The 20,177-nt window shown below is 35.6% G+C and carries 13 protein-coding genes; 3 read left to right on the top strand and 10 right to left on the bottom strand.

The annotated features are described in order from the left end of the window. Window positions 1-92: 92 nt before the first annotated feature. The 9 genes from RC62_RS11475 to RC62_RS11435 all read right to left on the bottom strand — a co-directional run bounded on the left by RC62_RS11475 (window position 93) and on the right by RC62_RS11435 (window position 16,007). Complete coding sequence (locus RC62_RS11475; RefSeq protein ID WP_055095360.1) at window positions 93-1,271, bottom strand: glycoside hydrolase family 88 protein; 1,179 nt, start codon at window positions 1,269-1,271, stop codon at window positions 93-95. A gap of 190 nt (window positions 1,272-1,461) precedes the next feature. Further along, window positions 1,462-2,973 (bottom strand): RagB/SusD family nutrient uptake outer membrane protein, encoded by a 1,512-nt coding sequence (locus RC62_RS11470; RefSeq protein WP_055095359.1) that lies wholly within the window; start codon window positions 2,971-2,973, stop codon window positions 1,462-1,464. An 85-nt stretch (window positions 2,974-3,058) separates the two neighbouring features. Next, complete coding sequence (locus RC62_RS11465) at window positions 3,059-6,061, bottom strand: SusC/RagA family TonB-linked outer membrane protein (protein WP_055095358.1); 3,003 nt, start codon at window positions 6,059-6,061, stop codon at window positions 3,059-3,061. A 214-nt stretch (window positions 6,062-6,275) separates the two neighbouring features. Further along, window positions 6,276-10,367, bottom strand: a complete 4,092-nt coding sequence (locus RC62_RS11460; RefSeq protein WP_055095357.1) for a two-component regulator propeller domain-containing protein — start codon at window positions 10,365-10,367, stop codon at window positions 6,276-6,278. Between the two features lie 220 nt (window positions 10,368-10,587). Next, window positions 10,588-12,168 (bottom strand): glycoside hydrolase family 55 protein, encoded by a 1,581-nt coding sequence (locus RC62_RS11455; RefSeq protein WP_245176817.1) that lies wholly within the window; start codon window positions 12,166-12,168, stop codon window positions 10,588-10,590. A 370-nt stretch (window positions 12,169-12,538) separates the two neighbouring features. Continuing rightward, complete coding sequence (uxuA, locus tag RC62_RS11450) at window positions 12,539-13,723, bottom strand: mannonate dehydratase (protein ID WP_055095355.1); 1,185 nt, start codon at window positions 13,721-13,723, stop codon at window positions 12,539-12,541. A gap of 233 nt (window positions 13,724-13,956) precedes the next feature. Then, entirely contained in the window at window positions 13,957-14,769 is an 813-nt protein-coding gene (locus RC62_RS11445; RefSeq protein WP_055095354.1) for an SDR family oxidoreductase, read from the bottom strand. A gap of 121 nt (window positions 14,770-14,890) precedes the next feature. Continuing rightward, entirely contained in the window at window positions 14,891-15,553 is a 663-nt protein-coding gene (locus RC62_RS11440; protein WP_055095353.1) for a bifunctional 4-hydroxy-2-oxoglutarate aldolase/2-dehydro-3-deoxy-phosphogluconate aldolase, read from the bottom strand. A gap of 4 nt (window positions 15,554-15,557) precedes the next feature. After that, on the bottom strand, window positions 15,558-16,007 hold the full coding sequence (locus RC62_RS11435; protein ID WP_055095352.1) for a YhcH/YjgK/YiaL family protein: 450 nt from the start codon (window positions 16,005-16,007) through the stop codon (window positions 15,558-15,560). A gap of 425 nt (window positions 16,008-16,432) precedes the next feature. Here RC62_RS11435 and RC62_RS11430 point away from each other — a divergent pair, with 425 nt between their 5' ends. Next, on the top strand, window positions 16,433-17,467 hold the full coding sequence (locus RC62_RS11430) for a LacI family DNA-binding transcriptional regulator (RefSeq protein ID WP_316932857.1): 1,035 nt from the start codon (window positions 16,433-16,435) through the stop codon (window positions 17,465-17,467). Between the two features lie 103 nt (window positions 17,468-17,570). Here RC62_RS11430 and RC62_RS11425 read toward each other — a convergent pair whose 3' ends face one another. Beyond that, a complete protein-coding gene (locus tag RC62_RS11425) occupies window positions 17,571-18,740 on the bottom strand; it encodes a DUF4861 family protein (RefSeq protein ID WP_055095350.1) in 1,170 nt (389 codons plus the stop codon). Between the two features lie 159 nt (window positions 18,741-18,899). On the opposite strand from RC62_RS11425, the gene RC62_RS11420 reads away from it, so the two are divergent. After that, the gene (locus tag RC62_RS11420) at window positions 18,900-19,364 is read left to right on the top strand and encodes an NUDIX domain-containing protein (RefSeq protein WP_055095349.1); all 465 of its coding nucleotides are present in this window, start codon (window positions 18,900-18,902) and stop codon (window positions 19,362-19,364) included. Between the two features lie 79 nt (window positions 19,365-19,443). Further along, window positions 19,444-20,076, top strand: coding sequence for an HAD family hydrolase (locus RC62_RS11415; RefSeq protein ID WP_055095348.1), 633 nt, complete (start codon window positions 19,444-19,446; stop codon window positions 20,074-20,076). Window positions 20,077-20,177 lie beyond the last annotated feature (101 nt).

Raw genomic sequence — 20,177 nt, 5'->3', positions numbered from 1 at the left:
TCTGAGGTTCTAAGATTCTGAGGTTCAAAGTTGCATAGGCTTAAAGGCTAAAAACCTTTGTCGCTTTGAACCTCAGAACCTTAGTCCCTTAGTTACTTTCTTCTTAGTAATGCTTCCAGAAAATAATAGTCGGCATAGATTATAGGTTCGTCGATTTCGTCGTGTTTTGGCCAGTTTCCAGTACTGTGATCCAATATAAAAGGCGCATTTATCTTAGGATCCAAAATGTATTTACCCGAATGCAGACTCGCCATTATCTGATCGGCGAAAGCCAGATAACGGTTGTTTTTAGTATAGCCATACAATTCATATAAAGCAGAAGCCATTACGGTTGCAGCAGAAACATCACGTGCGGAATTAGGAATTGCAGGATCTCTAAAATCCCAATACGGAATCCCGTCTTCCGGCAGGTTTTTATCGGTCATAAAAAATTGCGCGGTTGCTTCGGCTTGTTTTAGATAGGCGGGATCTTTTGTATATCGGTACGACATCGTAAATCCGTAAACCGCCCAGCCTTGTCCGCGTGCCCAAACCGAATCATCATTATATCCCTGAAGTGTTGTTTTCTTTCTGACAGCTCCGGAATTAGGATCGTAATCAATTACATGATAACAGCTATTATCTTGTCTAAACTGATTTTTGAGCGTTGTATTGGCATGTTTGATGGCAATATCCTGGTACTTTTTGTTTCCGGATAATTTACTGGCTTCAAAAAGCAATTCGAGATTCATCATGTTGTCGATGATTACAGGATAATCCCAAATTTCCTTATTGAAATCCCAGGAACGGATTGCACCAACTTTTGCATCAAAACGAGTGCATAAAGTTTCAGCTCCTTTGATGATTACGTTCTTGTATTCTTGTTTGTTTTCGACTTTTAAAGCTTCTCCATAAGCGCAATATACCTTGAAACCAACATCATGAGAGTTTCTGTTTACGCTTTCTTTTTTGCTGAAAGGGGTCCATTTTTCGGCTTGTTTTTTATATTCTGTATTTCCTGTCAATCGGTACAATTGCCAAAGATTTCCGGCAAAGAATCCGCTGGTCCAGTCTCTTGAAGGAACTTTTTTAATATCATTTGTTTTGATGGTCATACTTCTGGGCATAGACATCGAATCAACAGGATAATCGAGTACCATTTTGTATCGGATTTCCAGAAGGTTTTCTATCGTTTTAGAGGTATTTTGAGGCGGAGAATTAATTCCGGATTTGCACGCTGTTGCCAGCAATGCAAACCCTAGAATTAAAGCAAAAAAACTAACTTTATTCATACTTACTAATTAATCTAATGTTGTTGTTTTTAGTTTCTAGACTAAATTTTAGACGCGGATTCGACGGATTCGCTATCGCGAAAACGCGGAAAAAAACGGATTTAAAAAAAAGTTTAAAAAAATCTGCGAAAATCTGCGTCTTCGCGATAGCGAATCCGTTTCATCTGCGTTCAATAATTATTGCGTTAAATTAATAACCGGGATTATTCGGTTTTAAATTAGGATTAATCGCTAACTCAGTTCCCGGTAATGGAAATAAATAATCTTTGTTTGGATTAAAATTAGGATGTGGCTCAAATCCATTTGGACCAAAAACTTCTGGACCGTTTTTCAATCTTTTGATATCGTACCATCTTATATACTCAAAAGCCAGTTCTAATCTTCTTTCGTCGATGACCATTTTTCTAAAATCAGCCTGAGATAATCCCGGTGTTACATTTGCAGGAAAAGAAACCAGTTTTCCGTTTTTATTTCTGGCTCTTGCACGCACTCGATTTACATAACCATCGGCTTCTGCTGTTCCGGGAGAGATTTCGTTAAGCGCTTCGGCAGCAGTTAATAATACTTCGGCAAAACGCATGGTGATGTAATTGTGTTGCGAGGTTCTTCCGTTAGCACCTGCTTTTCCAGGAAAACGGTAATATTTAGCAATATGCGGACGTGGCGCTTTTTCGTTATCGCTTGAAGGGAAAACGACCAAATTAGCCCCTACTTTTTTTCTAATTATCGTATCAAAACTTACCGCTCTTCTGTAATCTCTTTTATCCCAATCGTTAAATACTTTTAGAGAAGGTACGGCAACAGAGAATCCCTGTCCGTAGCTGTAGCTTTCATCTTTTAAGGAACCGGTAAAAAAGGCTGTGTAATCCTGACCATAATTTCCTGAAACTAAATTATTGAAATCGATTGTAAACAAAGGTTCTTTAAGTTCGGCTGCTTTTGTAGCATTAAACAAATCCTGAAAATTTGCATCTAAACCTAAACCAAACTTTGCTTCGTTTGTAATAACATATTTCGATTCGTCGTATGCTTTTTGATAATTTCCTAATGTCAGGTAAACAGATGCCAGATATCCGGCTGCAGTACCTTTTCCCGGAACTGCTTTTACCTTTGGTTTATCGTCCAGCCATTGTTTTGCAAATTCTAAATCGGCAATGATTTTAGTGTAAACTTCAGCTTCTTTGGTTCTGCTTAGCGAGTTTACCTGTGCAACATCGTTTACGACAAAATCAATATACGGAATATCTCCAAAAATTCGAACCAGATGATAGTAAGCAAATGCTCTAGCAAAATGAGCCTGAGCCACAATTGCATTTACTTTTGCAGGATCTCCGGGTGTTTTTTTGGCGCCTTCAATAGCCTGATTTGCTGCTGTAATAATGATATAAGATTGAGGCCAGAAGTTTGCCACAAGCGCATTTGTATCATTCATATTCATATCATTGACATCGATACGTGCAGCCTGAGTAGTTCTGTCACCAATATCAGCCATGTCGTCACGCAGCATTAAGGCAATTGTAAATTCTCTTCCCCAATAATTATTATGGGCAATGTTGGCAAAAGCTCCATTTACAGCAGCTTGCAAATCATCTGTATTATTAAAAAAGTTATCTGGACGAATAACGCCTACCGGATGTTCTTCTAAATCAGAACATCCAAAAGCGAATATTCCCAAGAAAAGAAAAGCTATATATTTTTTCATGTGTAGTTAATGTTTAATTTTTAATAGAACATGGATTCGCCATTCTTAGTTCTGTTTTTAATTTGAAATCATGGCGATTTTTAAACTAGAATTTTATATTGAAACCAAAAGTGAAAGTTCTTACGTTCGGGTAACTTCCATAATCCAGACCTAAATTGGTGTTACTTCTGGCATTGGTATCATTAAGATAATTTACCTCAGGATCAGAACCCGGATAATTTGTAATAGTCCATAAGTTTTGCGCACTGATGTAAAAACGAACTTTATTCAATCCTATTTTCGAAACTACTTTTTCATCTAAACTATATCCAATAGAGATATTTTTTAAACGAATGTAACTCGCGTCATACACAAATCTTGAAGTAACTCTTTTTGTTCTTGCCGCATTTGCCGGTACATTTGTATCTGTATTGGTTGGAGTCCAGGCATCCAGAACTTCTGTCGTAGCATTGTTATTTCCTGAGGCCAATTCCATTAAAGTATAATTTAAAATTTGATTCCCTTCTGAACCCTGAAAGAAGATATTCAGGTCGATGTTTTTATAGGTAAAATCATTATTGAAACCAAAAATGAAATCAGGATTAGGATTTCCAATAATGGTTTTATCGTTAGAATCCAGTTTTCCGTCACCATTTACATCCCTGAATTTTTCTCCACCTGCAACAGTTTCAAAATTTCCGGGAAGAACAGTTTCACCTTGCTGTATTACACCATCATAAATAAACCCGAAGAACGAACCAACCGGCTGACCTACTCTTAAAATCTGAGAATCTGTAGCAAGAAAATGTCCAGGCGTAGAGTTGATCAATAGATCTTTGTTATCTGCCAGTTTCAATACTTTGTTTTTGTTCGAAGAAATATTAAAACTTGTTGACCATGTAAAATCTGCACCAATAAAGTTTTTGGTATTAATACCCAATTCCCAGCCTTTGTTCTCTAATTCTCCCACATTTTGCAGTTGCGAACCAATTCCTGAAACTCCGGGTAAAGGCCTGTTGAACAATAAATCTTTGGTAATTGTTTTATAATAATCTGCTGTGATGCTGATTCTGTTATCAAATAAACCCAAATCAATTCCGTAATCCTGCTGATATGATGTTTCCCATTTTAAATTCGGGTTGTTTAATGACGTCAATTGAACGGCATTTACAATCACGTCACCACTTACATCATAAATTTCTGAAAATCTTGACAGAGTAGAATAGGCATCAATAGACGGATTTCCGGTTGCACCATAACTGGCTCTCAATTTAAGATTAGAAACTGTTTTATTGTCTTTTAAGAAATTTTCCTTGCTAATATTCCATCCAATCGCTCCGGAAGGAAATGTTCCATATTTATAGTTTTCACTAAAGCTTGAAGAACCATCGCGACGTGCGGTAAACGTGAACAAATATTTATCGTCATAATCAAAATTCAATCTACCGAAAGCCGAAATTAATTCCGTTTCAGACAAGCTCGATTCCGGTTTCAGGAATACAGTTCCCGCGCCTAAATTATGATACGAATTTGTATTGGTCAAAAATCCTCTTGAAGCAGCAAAAGCACGTTCATTTTTGTTTTTTTGATAGGAATATCCTCCAAGAACCGTTAAGATTCCTTTATCGATAATTTCACGTTTAAACGTCAGATAATTTTCAGTCAGGAAAGATGAAAATCTCGTATTGGTCACAGAAGCTTCTCCTTTAATGTTTTTTCCTGCAATTAAAGTTGACGGAATATAGCGTCCGGTTTGCGAATTATTATCTGTTAATCCTAAAGTTGTTTTAAAATTTAAATCTTTAGTAATTTGATATGATGCAAAAAAGTTACTTCTGTTTACGATAGAAACTGTTTCAAGAATGTTTTCCATTGCTGTTGCATACGGATTGTCAATATCGTCACCAATTGGAGCCGTTGTCGTATACGATCCGTCAGCATTATAGATTCCTTTATCCGGCATAAACCTGTAAGCAGCAGCAATTACACCCGCAGCACCAGTTCCTCCGGCGCCAGTTTGGCTTATAATTCCTTCTTTGTTTTGTTTGCTTTGAAATAAATTCAATCCTACTTTAAACTTGTCTGATAAATCAGCTTCAAGATTACTTACAATAGTGTATTTATCGATTCCTGAATTAATCACGACTCCGTTTTGATTAAAATAGTTTCCGGAAACATAATACCTCACTTTATCAGAACCTCCGGAGAATGATAATTGAGTATTTGAAATCATTCCTTCACGATAAATTACATCTTGCCAGTCTGTGTCAGAACCTGCAGCGGTATGTGTTGTAAAACTTTTGCGATAGGCCACAAACTGATCAGCATTTAATAAATGCAATTTATTGTTGACAGATTGTACAGATGTTGAATTACTGAATTCGATAACCGGTTTCCCCGGTTTCCCTTTTTTGGTCGTCACCATAATAACCCCGTTTGAACCTCTGGATCCGTAGATGGCTGTAGCCGATGCATCTTTTAGGACCTCAATAGATGCAATATCACTAGGCGCTGGCATAGCAACTCCTGCAAAACCATCAACCACAATAAGAGCATCTCCGCTGGCATTGATGGATGTTCCTCCACGAACCCTGATTTTTACCGGTGCGCCTGGTTCTCCACCATTATTAGACTGTACCGAAACACCCGCTGCACGACCTTGTAAAGCCTGTTCTGCGTTTAATGTTGGGTAAGCCGTAAGCTCCTTTGCCGTGACAGAGGATACAGAACCTGTTATGTCGCTTTTTTTACGAGTACCATAACCTACAACAATTACCTCGTCCAGATTTTTAGTATCAGGTTTAAGGCTTACATTGACTACTGTTTTATTGCCTAACGGAATTTCGACAGTCTGATATCCTACATAATTGAATACTAAGACAGCGTTTTTATCAGAAACGATTACGCTATAGTTTCCATCCATATCTGCAGATCCTCCTACAGAAGAACCTTTGATATAAACATTCGCACCAGGAAGTCCCAGTAAGTCTTCGCTAGAAGTGACTTTTCCGGTGACTTTTTTTTCCTGTGCATTCATAACGATATTTACCAGTAAAAAAGCTACCGACAAATACCATTTAAGCGATTTGAAATTTTGGTTTGTAAACATTCATTTTGGTTTTTAGGTTAATGTTAGATAAAATAAAAGAGCAATAAACTCATTCCTATTATGAGCAGTACAAATAGAACTTGCAGCAATATGAATTTTGTTTTTGTGATCTTCATAAGGGCAAATGTAGGAGTGGCGAAGGATATAGAAATACAAAAAAGGGTATCTAAAAATACAGATACCCTTTTTTTAACCGTTTAAAATAACGAATTCCCTAAATTATCGAAGAAGATTTAAAAAATTTGTCAGCAAACTGAGTTGGTGTTTCCCCATACTTTTTTTGGAAGCATTTACTAAAGTATTTCGGATTATTGAAACCTACTTTATAACTGATTTCAGAAACATTTAATTTGTTTTGTTCTAATAATTGTGCAGCGCGTTTTAATCGTATTTCATGTATGAATTCGTTTGGCGTAAAATTTGTCCAGGCTTTTATTTTTAAGAATAACATAGTCCTGCTCACACCTAATTCTGTACAGAAAAACGGAATATCAAATTGTTCGTTCGAAATATTTTCCTCGACAATTTTAAATGCTTTCTTTAATAACTCTTCGTCTAAGGATGAAACGGTGATTTCTGATGGAATAAAATTGTCCTCGCTTGCAAATTTGTTTTTTAGGCGTTCAGTAGAATTCAACAGGTTTTTAACACGGAGTTTAAACTCAATTAAATTAAAAGGCTTACTGATATAATCATCAGCACCGCTTTCTAAACCTTCAAATTTATAAACCAATGACGTTCTTGATGTCAGGAGAATAACCGGAATATGACTTGTTTTTAAATTCTCTTTGATTTTAGAGCAAAGTTCTGTCCCTACCATTTCCGGCATAATAACGTCGCTGATTATTAAATTAGGAACATGCTGAAGGGCTTTTTCGAACGCTACTTTTCCATTTTCGGCTTCAATAACATTATAATCCTCTTTTAGCAGATTTTTCATAAATGATCGAAGGACTTTATGATCTTCGACAATCAGGATGGTTTGTTTTTCATCATTTACCACAAAGTCATCAATATCTTCCGGTTCTGTTATTGCTGTTTTTTCTAATTGTGCGGTGTATTGATCGATGTCATCACTAATTTTAAAATCGCTGATAATCTCATTGTCTAAAAGGTGCGCTCGTCCTAAAGGAAGTGTCACTGTAAAAACCACACCTTCGGGCTTTTTATTGGTTACGTCTATATTTCCTTTATGGAGTTTTACAATGTTTTTAACAATCGAAAGCCCAATTCCGGTTCCTTTATTATAGTTTTTCTGGATGCTTTTATGCAGTGGAACTTCAAAAAATAAATCAAAAATCTTATCGATATGTTCCTCAGCAATTCCCACTCCTGAATCTTCTACAGCTATAAAAAGATGCTCATTATCGTGTGATATCTTAAGATGGATGTTTCCGCCTTTAGGAGTATATCTAAAAGCATTTGAAATCAGATTATAAAAAACACGCTCCAGTTTATAACGGTCAAAATAGACGAGAATCTCTTCGTGAGATGATTCAAAAGTATAAGTATAACCACCATCTTTAGCATATTCGATAAAAGACAAAAAGATTTCTTTAGTAAATTTTACAATATTTCCTTCGGCAGATTCCAGCGTAACCTGATGGTTTTCGAGTTTTCTAAAATCCATTAAACGGTTTATTAAACTCAAAAGATGATTGGCGCTACCTTCAATAACCAATAACTTTTTATACATTTCGTTTGTTCCATTGTAATTGGCGAGAATTTGCTGCAAAGGTCCTAATATCAAGGTTAACGGAGTTCTGAATTCGTGCGAGATATTAGTAAAAAAATCCAGTTTGGCGATATTGTTTTCTTCGATACGTTTGGTTTCCAGATATTCTAATTCCAGTTTTTGTTTCAGTCTGGCTTTCGATTTCATAATCCAGATCAAACCATATAAACCTAAACCAATCACAATCCCGTATAATAAAAATGCCCAGATACTGCGCCACGGAGCCGGTTTTACAATTACAGTAAGTGTGGTGGTTTTTTTGTTCCAGACACCGTCATTGTTCGCGCCTTTTACTTCAAACGTGTACGTTCCGGGATTCTGAATTGCAAAAATAGCCTCAGTACTTTTAGTTACGGTCCAGTTATTTTCCAGGCCAACCATTCGATAACTGTATTGATTATTTTTTGATCGAATATAACTTGGGATTGCAAAATCTATAGAGAAATTTGCTTTGTCATAATCCAGAGTAATAGTTTTGGTATAACCAATGCTTTTTTCTAAAATACCTAAAGAATCATTCGCGTGAATTGTTTGATTTTTGATTTTAAGGTTGGTAATCAATACTTTTGGAGCATAGGTATTTAAGGAAATTTTCTTGGCATCAAAATATGTTGCCCCGGACGGACTCCCAAAATAAAATTGATTCGAGTTTAGTTTTAATGCCGCATTATCATTGAATTCATTACTTGCCAAACCATCTTTTTGATCATAAATAACAACCGTTTTCAATGTGGTGCTGTATTTTATAATGCCCTGATTGGTACTGATCCATAAATTTTTATCATCGTCTTCCAGGATAGAATGTATAGAAGTGATAACAGTATTGCCAACTCTTAAATTGATTTTATTGAATTTTTTTCCATCAAAATAATGCAGTCCTTTTGCTTTTGTTCCTACCCAGATTTTCTTTTGACTGTCCTGAAACAAAGTGAGGATATCATCGCCTGACGCAGAAGCCGAATCAAAAAAGTAATGTTTGATAGAATATCTCTCCGGAGAAAAATTGTTTAGCGGGATATAATTCAGTCCGTTTTGTGTACCCGTCCAAATCCCTTTTTTTTGATCGACAAGAATAGTCCTAACAATATTGTTAGTGAGATAATTGGGTTTTGTAGTATCATTTCCTATAGTTTCAAAAGTTTTAGAAATAGTATTGTACCGAATTAATCCCTTGCCAAAAGTACCAATCCAGATGATATCATTTCCCTCTGCTTTGATAGAATATACGCCCGATTCTTTTAATAAAATATTTAAATCAGCAGCAATTCTGTTGTCTTCAATTCTTTTTGAAATCACGTTATAAGCCGATAATCCTTTTGAGAAAGTCCCAATCCATAAAATGTCTCCCGAAAGACACATCGATTTAATATCATTTTTGACCGTTTGTCCGCTTTTGCTGTTGATGTAATTTACGGCTTCGGTATTTTTATTATAAATCGTAATTCCGCCGCCTTCAGTTCCAAAATAGATATTCTGGTTTTTATCGGCAATGATCGAACTTACGACATCAAAACTCATCGGGATCTTTTTCGAATTCTGATTGTAATTCGAAAAATTCACATTCGAAATATCCCAAATATTAACGCCTTTATAATAACAGCCAATCCAGACAGAACCTTTTTTATCGATATAAACGGATTTAACCTTATCGATTCCGTTGCTGTTATTGCTATTATTTATTTTTTGGATGCTTTTATCTTTTCCTAAAATATAGATTCCGTCATACGTTCCAATCCATAACGAACCTTGATTATCAATAGCAAGAGAACGAATATCAGTATTTATTTCACGGTATTGATCCTGTGATAAAAAAGAAACAAATGCATTAGACGTTTTATCAAATTTTAAAAGTCCTTTGTTTTTTGTACCTATCCATAAATTGCCTGAATCATCTTCGGTAATAGCCTGAACGTTTAATTGATCTGTAGCATTTAGTGGATAGTTTCTAAAAAATAATTTTCCGTTTTTCCTGCTCGAAAGCTGGCATAAACCTTTTGTAGTACCAATCCAGATTTCTCCTTTTTTGGTTTTTAAGATACTTAAGATGTTGTTGCTTGGCAGGGTAGAAGTATCAGTATCTGAATGAAAAACAGATATAAATTGTTTCGACTTTTGATTATAAATCGTTAATCCTTTTGAAGTTCCAAACCACATTTCGTCACCAATTTCCTTGATTGACCAAATTGCATTGCTGCTTATCGTATGATTTGTTTTGGTATGTAAATAACGTTTAAAAGTGTTTTTAACCGGATTGTAGCAATTGAGTCCGTTGTAAGTTCCAACCCATATTTTTCCCTTTTTATCTTCCTCGACAGATAAAATATCATTGTTGCTTATCGAATTTTTATTCGTGACATCATTTCTAAAAACAGTGAATTTACTTCCGTCATATTTGTTAAGACCATCGCGCGTACCAAACCACATTTGCCCAAATTTATCCTGATGAATAGCAATAACAGAACTCTGCGAAAGTCCATCCGTAGTAGAGATATTTTTAAGACGGTATTTATTTTGCGAAAATACGTTTCCGAAAATGGCTGCGATTAATAGAAAAGCTACTTTGTATTTCATAGCATTTATGTTTTATTGTGGTTATTATCTCTCGCAAAGTCGCAAAGTTTTTTTCTCATTTTATGTCATTTCGACAAAGGAGAAATCTCCGTAAGTAACTCCGTAACGAGAACCTAATCTTTGTAGAGCTTCTCGCGGAGATTTCTCGTTCCTCGAAATGAGAAACAGTACGCTAAATAATTACTTAAAAAAAACTTTGCGACTTCGCGTCTTTGCGAGATTATCTTTTCAACCGCTTTTTTAATTGATAATCATATAGCGAAGGAATTTTGTCCATTGGCGTATTTAGAAACTCAATATAAGCATCAGGTTCATATTTTACTTCAAATTTAGTATTGCTATTCACGCCTATAATTCTGGCAAATGGCCCGTCTTTCATGCCGTATAATAAAACCGGTTTATCATTTGGATTTGAAACCTGAACATTCAGGTTCCAGAACGTGCTAAAAGGTCCGTGAGAAGGTTTCCAGTAATCAGCACCACCTCCGCCAAATAACAGATAGCTATTATTTTTATCAGCTGCTATATGTACCGTGATATTATCGAATAAGTTTTGATGATTCGCGCCCGAATGCTGGTCTAAAAGGGCATCAGCAAAAATCTCACAATTCTCATACACATTTTTAGTTGCAAAAGTGTTGAAACTTAAAGGATGAATGGCTTTATTATAAATTTTCAGATTCTTTACCAATACATTATGTACGCCGCCGAGTGTCACTGTATAATGCGCCATATGCGTTCCGTCTGTCACAATATCCTGAACAGTAACATTTGATATTTCTTCGGCTAAAATTCCGCTGTCAGAATTGGTGATTTTGACATCTTTTACCCAACTATTAAAAACACGTGTTAAAAAAATTGCATTATTCCCCGGTTCTACGTGATGTGCCACTCTTGGGATATCAGGAAAAGTTAAACGAAGATGTTCGATTCCTACTTCATCAAGATGTTTCCATTCGACCAATTGTGCCTGATAACTTGGTTTTATCGCAATCGTCAAAGGCGTTTTAATCGTGATTTTTGAACCCGAAATTTTAGTAATTTCTACCTGTTGTCGTACGATGGGAAGTTTAGGGAATTTCCAGTGATGAGAACCCGGTTTTACATTCGCGCCTTTGTATAAATCATTTATGATTTCGCCGTTTTCACCATCCTTATTAAACAATTGTAATTCGACGATATCGCCAACTTTCAATCCTTTAACTTCCGAAACCGAAATGGTATGTTCGCCCATATTTCCAGAACTCACTTTCGCTAACGGATTTGGCGTAGGCTCATATTTATCCAGATACGATTTTACACGTTCACCCGGAACTTGCGTCCAGATAAATCCGCCCGACCAGGCATATTGCGAGAAAGGCAAATCGACATTATTTTCTGGTTCGCGTTGTCTTTTATCCAATGTAGTCAGGTATTCGCGAAGTTCAGCCAAAGACTCAGAATCTTTAAGATACATCATAGGTCTTGGGCAATAAATTTCAGTTCCATTTTCGCCAGAACCTGCACCGCGAAGTACAAAATTACTTCTTTCGATATATACAATATCACTTAGGATTATTCTTCCTGCCGGTAATTGCAAAATCACATTTCCTTCAATTGCATTTGCTGCTTTTACTGCTTTTAGTAAAGCTTTCGAATCATCAAGAACATCATTTGCCTTTACGCCATAATCAGTTGCGTTGATGATTTTTCCCTGTACTTCAGGAAGATTGCTTTCGCCACAATGATAACCTGCATAGCTAAAATCAGGTAAATAGTTCGCTTTTGAATCCGCGAGTATTTTAGGTGTTTGCTGTGCCATTACAACACTATTTACAAAAAGGCTGCAAAAAATAAGGATAGTTTGGCGGTTCATGGTTGTGGTTATTTGGTTAGTTAGTTTTTTGTGCCACGAAGGCGCAAAGACGCAAGGTTTTTTGTTTATTATCTCTCGCAAAGTCGCAGAGTCGCAAAGTTTTTTTATATTGATTATACTCGTTTTTGTCATCCTGACGGAGGAAGGATCACACAAGAATTCCGCATAGTAATTCACTAATATTTGTCGAGTTACGTGTGCGATCCTTCCTCCGTCAGGATGACAAGATTGCGTTTAATCTTTGCGCTTTCGCAATTTTTTGACAACTTAATTGTAATAGAAAAACTATGCGCCTCTGCGACTTTGCGAGATTATCCTAAAGCGACTTCTTAATTCCCATTTCAAGGCCTCTCAATTCAGCTAGACCTCTTAAACGCCCAATCGCAGAATATCCCGGATTGGTCTTTTTATTCAAATCGTCCAGCATTTGGTGTCCATGGTCCGGACGCATTGGCAATTGGCTGTTATTTCTGTTTTCGACTTCAATGATCGCTTTTACTACTTCGTACATATCTACATCGCCTTCAAGATGATTGGCTTCATAAAAGCTTCCTTCAGCATCTCTTTCCGTGCTTCTTAAGTGAATAAAATTCATTTTATCGCCGTGACGTCTTACGATTCCCGGTAAATCATTATCAGCTCTTACGCCGTATGAACCCGTACACATCGTGAATCCGTTTGATTTTGATTCGGCAGCAGCCATAAGTTCGATTAAATCCTCTTCAGTACTTACGACTCTTGGCAATCCCAAAATAGGGTAGGGTGGATCGTCAGGATGAATTGCCATTAAAACCCCTTTGCTTTCGGCAACCGGAATAATTTCTTTCAGGAAGAAAAATAAATTTTCCTTCAAAGCCTTTCTGTCAATATGATTGTAACCGCTTAAAGTAATCAGGAAATCTTCTACAGAATACGCTTCTTCAGCACCAGGAAGTCCCGCCAGAATATTTTGCTGTAATTTTACTTTATCAGCATTAGTCATGGCTTCAAAATAGCTTTTTGCTTTCTCGATTTGTGTTGCCGAATATTCATTTTCTGCTCCCGGTCTTTTTAGAATGTACAATTCAAAAGCCGCAAAAGCATTAATGTCAAATCGTAAAGCTTTCGAACCGTCAGCTGTTTCATAAGCAAGATCTGTTCTCGACCAGTCTAAAACCGGCATGAAATTATAGCAAATACATTTTATACCGCATAACGCCAGATTTCTAATGCTTTCTTTATAGTTTTCAATGTATTGAAGATAATTTCCGGTTTGTTTTTTAATATCTTCATGAACCGGAATACTCTCCACCACAGACCATGTCAAACCGGATGCCCCTTTTTTAGGATCTCCGTCTTCGTGTTCTATTTCAACTTTTCGTTTAATAATTTCTTCTATATCCCAAACTTGTCCATTTGGTATATGGTGCAATGCAGTTACAATTCCGGTAGCGCCGGTTTGCTTAATATCTTGTAAAGAAACGGGATCGTTTGGCCCGAACCATCTTAACGTTTGTTCCATATTGGTTTGTTTTATTAATGAATTTGAATCAAGAGTTTAAAATATGTCGTTAGGCACTTAATATTGGTAAAAAATAGAAATAAGAATAGGTTAGCGTGCCGTAGGTACGCAATAGTTATCGTTTTGTTGCGTACCTATGGCACGCCAGCGTACTTCAAACTAAATTTTTACCAATATTGAGTGCCTAACGGCACAATTATAGACTTTAAATCCTTGATTACTATAATGATGATTTAAATACTTGTAGCAGCAAATCCTCCATCGACTTTTAAGATCGTTCCCGTAACAAATTTTGACATATCGCTGCATAAAAATAAAAGTGCCCCATCGATATCTTCCGGAGTTCCAAATCTTCCCATTGGGGTATGTTCGATAATTTTTTCGCCTCTTGGAGTTAGTTTTCCTTCCGGAGTCAGTAATAATGCACGGTTTTGCTCTCCTATAAAAAATCCCGGAGAAATAGCATTTACACGAATTCCTTCACCATATTTTGAAGCCAGTTCAACTGACATCCATTGTGTAAAATTGTCAATCGCTGCTTTTGAAGCCGAATATCCCACAACTCTTGTCAAAGGTCTTTGTGCAGATGCTGAAGATATATTGATGATATTTCCTTGTTTTTGTTTGGCAAAAAGTTCCGAAAATACCTGAGTTGGCAGCATTGTACCAATAATATTAAGATCGACTACTTTTTGTAAATCGTCTACTTTCATATCATAAACAGCCTGATCCGGACTAACAGTTGCTCCGGGCATATTTCCGCCGGCAGCATTGATTAAAATATCCAGACGCCCGTATTTTTCTACAATAAAATCTCTTGCTTTTTCCAGTTCTTCCTTGTTTAAAACATTCGCCTGAACTGCAAAAGCTTTTCCGCCATTACTTTCTATTGTTTGAACAGTTTTATTGGCTTTTTCAATCGATTGAGAAACAATCCCGACAACAACGCCTTGTTTTGCCAAAACGTTTGCAAAGTTGCTTCCCAATACTCCGGCACCTCCGGTAATTAATGCAATTTTTCCTTTTAGGTTAAATATTGAATCCATATTACGTTTTATAATTTGTTGTGTTTTTGCCACAGATTAAGATTTGAAAAGATTTTAAAATAATCTTGTTAATCTTAATCTGTGGTTAAATTTTTCAGTGCTAAAAAATATCTAAAGTGTATTATTTTCTTATCGTCTGAATGATTTCCAGCATTTTTTTGGTTTCATTTTCAATGACATCATAATCTTGTTCTTCCATACGTTTTTTACTGATCAGTTTGCTTCCTAAACCAACAGCCGAAGCTCCTGCATTAAACCAGCTCTCAATACTTGCATGTGTGGTTTCGACGCCACCGGTTGTCATAAATGTAAGTGATGGAAAAATATCTTTGATGCTGCTTAAAAATTCTGTTCCTAATATATTTCCCGGAAAAAGCTTAACTAGTTTTATTCCGGCATTTTCTGCTGCGATGATTTCAGTTGGTGTCATACAGCCCGGAGCATACAAAACTTCTTTGTCTTTTAAGAAACCTGCTACTTCAGGAACAAAACCCGGACTAATAAAAAAGTCAGCCTGAGCGTCGTTAAAATCTTTGGCCTGTTGCAAATTTTTGATCGTACCAATACCCAATAACATTTCCGATAGTTCTGCATTTCGCACAGCAACCATTTTTTTAAAGTTGGATAAGGCTTCCGGACCTCTGTTGGTATATTCTACAGCTCTGATTCCTGCTTTATAAAGCGTTCTTAGAATCTCAATACTAATAGTTTCGTCCGTAATAAAATAAAGCGGAAGAATACCTTGTTTTGCAATAATGCTTATGCTATTTTGAATTGTGCTCATGTTTTTAAATTTTCACTTTAATAACTATTTTTTTGAGTGTTCCTTCGCCAATCATTGCCGCGTGAACATCTGTGGGAAATAATATGGCAAACTGTTTTTCCTGCAATTCAAAAAACATATCCGGTTTGTCGTGAAAGAATCTAACGTCTCTTTCGTCGCTGTAATCCCCATTTGGACTGATACATTTTTCTCTTGGTTTCCAGGCAAAAACCTCCGGCCCTTTTATCGAAATCTGTATGTCGATATTTTTATCATGACATTCAAACCCTTTTATACTTTCTTCTTTTGTGGCGCCTTCGCCAACAATTACAATTACTTTTAATCCTTCGGCAATTTCAAATGCACCTTCTTCAAGTTGGCTGATATCATTTTGATTTACATATTCAAATGCTTTTTTGAAATTAGGATGCAGGCTGAAATATTTTGCAGCGTTTTGTAATGAATCTACAATCATTTTTATTTGGTTTTATATTTTATTTATAATACTAAAATATATCAAGTATTACTTTATATTTTTGTATTTAAAATACTGGTTATTAGTTATTAATATTTCATTTGTCAGTATGTTAAACTTAAATGTCATTAATATTCTTAATATGTTAATCTTTACTTTAATCTTCAAAAAAACAAATTGAATTAATGGGTTAAAAAAAGTATGATTGTTCCCGAATTTTGTCCTGTTTCACTGTTTTTTTTGTATAAAATAAAAGTTGGGTTACTATTTTTATTAATTATTTGTGTTTTTTTCTGACACATGTGTATATTTGCGTGTACGCACACGGGCTTTTACAAATGTATATAAAAAGTTAAGTAAAACAACTTGTCTTTGATAAAAAAAATAATAATTTTAAATGATTTTGTAAATCATTTAACTTAAAAATCATCACTATCATAACAATAAAAAAAATTGCAGAATTAGCCAATGTTTCCCCAGGAACTGTTGATAGGATTATCCATAATCGTGGGCAGGTTGCTCAGGAAAATGTAGATAAGGTAAATGCTATTATTGAAAAATATGGATACAAACGTAACATTCTGGCGAGTAATCTTGCTTTGAATAAAAAGTTTCATTTTGCCGTGTTCTTACCTCAATATGAAAATTTGGAATACTGGAAAAGCCAGATTGACGGAATAGAAAAAGCGGCAATAGAATTCAGTAAATTCGGAATTGTGCTGGATTATTTTTTATATGATTTTAATACATTATCGTTTAAGGAATCTGTCAAAAAAGTACTGGAATTTGATTGTGACGGATTATTGTTTGCACCTATTTTTTATGAAGAATCGGTTCGGTTTTTAAATGAATACAAAAAGAAAAATATTCCGGTTGTTATGATCGACTCGAATATTGACAGTAATGCTGAACATGCTTATGTGGGGCAAGATGCTTTCCAGAGTGGTTATCTCGCCGGAAGACTGATTAGTTTTGCAGTAAAAAATGAAAGACAGATTCTGATTTTCAAAATTACCAGAGAGATAGAAAGTACTTCGGTTTATTTACAGCGTATTAATGGTTTTTATTCCTTTTTTAAAGATCATGATGAACTAACGAACTTTAAATTTTCTGAAATCACCATCAAAGATTCCGGAATCGATCAATTGAACCTGGAAATGTTCTCTGGAATAAACAGTGTTTTTGTGCCTAATTCCAGAGCTTATATTGTTGCCGGATTTTTAGAACAAAACAATATAAAAGGCGTTCGTATTATTGGTTATGATTTGCTGGAACAAAATATCGAATACTTGAATAAAGGTGTAATCGATTTTTTAATCAATCAAAGACCTGAAGAACAAGGATATATGGCAATTAATCATTTGTATAAAAAGTTAGTTTTGCAGGAACCAATAGAAAACACACATTATATTCCGCTTGAAATTATTTTAAAAGAGAATTATTTTCCTGCGAGGAAATAATTTTTACGAAGCGTTATTTAATTAATCTCGCAAAGGCGCTAAGTCGCAAAGTTTTTAATCTTAGTAACTTAGAATCTTAGCGACTTAGCATCTTTGCGAGAAACTATTTCTTCACCTTAACAATCAAAGGATTATTGATTTTTTTAGCAAACGAACTCAAATACGTTTCCCATTCTTGTTTGGTTTGAAACGGACTTCCTTTTTTCCATCCAAAACCAATATAATAGATTGCTTTATTCTTTTTTACTGCGATGTTTCCGTAAAGGTTACTCAGGTCTTTATCGTTTGTAATATGATTATCAAAACTTGTTAAAGTATTTTTTGAGGCTACAATTCCGGTTCCAATTTCAGAATCGTCTATGGTTTCCCAGTGGCTTAACCAGCCTTCTTTTATATTGGTTCCTATAGTTCCTTTTTTGTCATGAAGTGTTAATCCGGCTGCAATAGATTTTGTTCCGGTAATATGGATCTCAAAACGAGAAAGATAACTTCCGTAATCCAGGCTTATCAATTTCGATTCGGTTATTTTGTTTCCTTTTACATCCCAATCCGCATATGTCAGGATAAAACTCGTTCTGATAGCTCCGGTTGTTATGGTTTTCCAGCTGATAAAATTCTTGGAAAAATAATATTTATCATCGACTTTAACCGCAATTCCGCCTACGCCACGACTGTCACCTACATGAAAATTGTCTAAACCTTCGCCTGTATCTTTATGATACGTTCCGGTTCCGTTAGTGGCTTTTTCATACCATTTATTAATAATTGGGTAATCAACTCTTTTTAGCCACGCATCGATCCCGCTGGTCAAAGTTCCTCCGGCCACATTGTCCTCGACCATTTTTTGCGCAACCGGACCATAGGTCCTAAAGGCAACTTTGTTGTTTTCCCAGGCATAATCATCCGTTCGTTCCGGTACAAATCTCGAATAACAATTGATGTTTTTTGTTGCTGATGGATTATCAGACGGAATAATTTCAAATTCTTTAGTAGATGACGCATTGATTTTAGGCTGAAACAACAAGACATCCATAATACCATCGCCATCATTATCTACAGCTTGCGTTTCCAGAAATGAATTTGAACTTATATCCTTTACCGTGTAATCTTCCAGCTTGGCCGATGAAGGCAATTGGAGTGATTTTTTAGTGAGCTCTACCGTTTCATATTCCCTATCTATAGAAATGGAATTAGTAACTGTAATGATTTTGTTTTGAGCATGAATGACAAAAGTTCCCGTAAGGATTGTACCTAATAAAATATATTTTTTCAAAATTTGCTTTTTTTAGTTGAAGTCGAAATTATGTATTGAATTTTTAAATTTACAAATCAAATCTTAAATCGAAGTCCATAATTGGAGTAAATATGTACAGAAATCTAAGAATGAACGTATTGTTGTTTATCTTTATAAATCAATTATCAATATATAAACATGAAACAAAGCGCCGGAATTCTCCTTTATAAATTCACAGACAAAACAATTTTCTTTTTACTGGTTCATCCCGGTGGTCCTTTTTGGAAAAATAAAGACCTGGAAAGCTGGTCGATTCCCAAAGGAGAATTCACAGCCGAAGAAGATGCACTTGATGCTGCAAAAAGGGAATTTCAAGAAGAAACAGGTTTTGAGTTAGACGGTGATTTTATCGAACTGGAATCTGTAAAACTAAAATCCGGTAAAACTATTTTTGCGTGGGCGCATGAATTTGATATTGATACAGCGCTGGTAAAAAGCAATGAGTTTGAAATGGAATGGCCGCCGAAATCCGGAAAAATGCAGTCTTTTCCTGAAGTCGACAGAGCCGAATGGTTTCAGACTGAACATGCCCTGAAAAAAATAAATCCCGCTCAGGCAGATTTTATTGTTCAGATAATCTCAAAAATATCTTCTTCACTCTAAAAATTTGCCTTGCTTTAGAGAATAATTTGTAATTTACATTTTCGGTCAGGCCGAATAATTAAAAATGTAAATAAAGAGTATGGAAGTTAAATGTGTAATTTTCGATTGTGATGGTGTTCTCGTAGATACAGAAAAAATAGGTAATGGCGTTATGCTTTCAATGGCTGCTGAATATGGTTTTAAGATGAAACTGGAAGATGCTTACCGCGATTTTAATGGACGAAATCTAAAAGAATGTTTCCTGCATATTGAGGAAGCTATTGGAAAAAAACTTCCGGATAATTTTGAAAGTGAGTATCGCGAAAAAAGTTTTGAAGCTTTTAAAACTCAGGTCAGGCCAATGGAAGGCATAGTTAAATTTCTAAATAAACTGAAAATCCCATATTGTGTTGCTTCCAGTGGTCCCGTTGATAAAATTAGACTTAATCTTGAAGTCGCAGGTTTATTGGATAAATTCGAAAATAAAATATTCAGTTCCTACCAAATAAACAGTTGGAAACCGGATCCCGGGATTTTTTTGCATGCAGCAAAACAAATGGGTTTTGATGTAAAAGACTGTATTGTTATAGAAGATAGCAAAGCAGGCGTAATGGCAGGAATTCAAGGCGGATTTAAAGTCTATGGTTTCGCTAACGGATTTAACAATGAAGACTTAGAAAATGAAGGTGCTGAGCTTTTTCATTCTTATGACGAATTAAGTTTTTTGGTTTAAAAGTTTCAGGTTGCGCCAGTTTGTGTCATTTCGAGCGAAGGGAAATCGCACCAGTAATTCGACAAAGATTATCATTTATTTGTGGAGCTTCTACTACGATT

It is taken from the genome of Flavobacterium aquidurense (assembly GCF_001404985.1).
Taxonomy (GTDB): Bacteria; Bacteroidota; Bacteroidia; order Flavobacteriales; family Flavobacteriaceae; genus Flavobacterium; species Flavobacterium aquidurense_B.
The sequence above is the reverse complement of the archived record's forward strand: the minus strand, read 5'-3'. Positions and strand labels throughout refer to the sequence as shown.

Bases quoted from the DNA above. Each gene is read 5' to 3' on its own strand.
- RC62_RS11475 (WP_055095360.1), bottom strand. From the start codon at position 1,271: ATGAATAAAGTTAGTTTTTTTGCTTTAATTCTAGGGTTTGCATTGCTG.
- RC62_RS11470 (WP_055095359.1), bottom strand. From the start codon at position 2,973: ATGAAAAAATATATAGCTTTTCTTTTCTTGGGAATATTCGCTTTTGGA.
- RC62_RS11465 (WP_055095358.1), bottom strand. From the start codon at position 6,061: ATGTTTACAAACCAAAATTTCAAATCGCTTAAATGGTATTTGTCGGTA.
- RC62_RS11460 (WP_055095357.1), bottom strand. From the start codon at position 10,367: ATGAAATACAAAGTAGCTTTTCTATTAATCGCAGCCATTTTCGGAAAC.
- RC62_RS11455 (WP_245176817.1), bottom strand. From the start codon at position 12,168: ATGGCACAGCAAACACCTAAAATACTCGCGGATTCAAAAGCGAACTAT.
- uxuA (WP_055095355.1), bottom strand. From the start codon at position 13,723: ATGGAACAAACGTTAAGATGGTTCGGGCCAAACGATCCCGTTTCTTTA.
- RC62_RS11445 (WP_055095354.1), bottom strand. From the start codon at position 14,769: ATGGATTCAATATTTAACCTAAAAGGAAAAATTGCATTAATTACCGGA.
- RC62_RS11440 (WP_055095353.1), bottom strand. From the start codon at position 15,553: ATGAGCACAATTCAAAATAGCATAAGCATTATTGCAAAACAAGGTATT.
- RC62_RS11435 (WP_055095352.1), bottom strand. From the start codon at position 16,007: ATGATTGTAGATTCATTACAAAACGCTGCAAAATATTTCAGCCTGCAT.
- RC62_RS11420 (WP_055095349.1), top strand. From the start codon at position 18,900: ATGAAACAAAGCGCCGGAATTCTCCTTTATAAATTCACAGACAAAACA.
- RC62_RS11415 (WP_055095348.1), top strand. From the start codon at position 19,444: ATGGAAGTTAAATGTGTAATTTTCGATTGTGATGGTGTTCTCGTAGAT.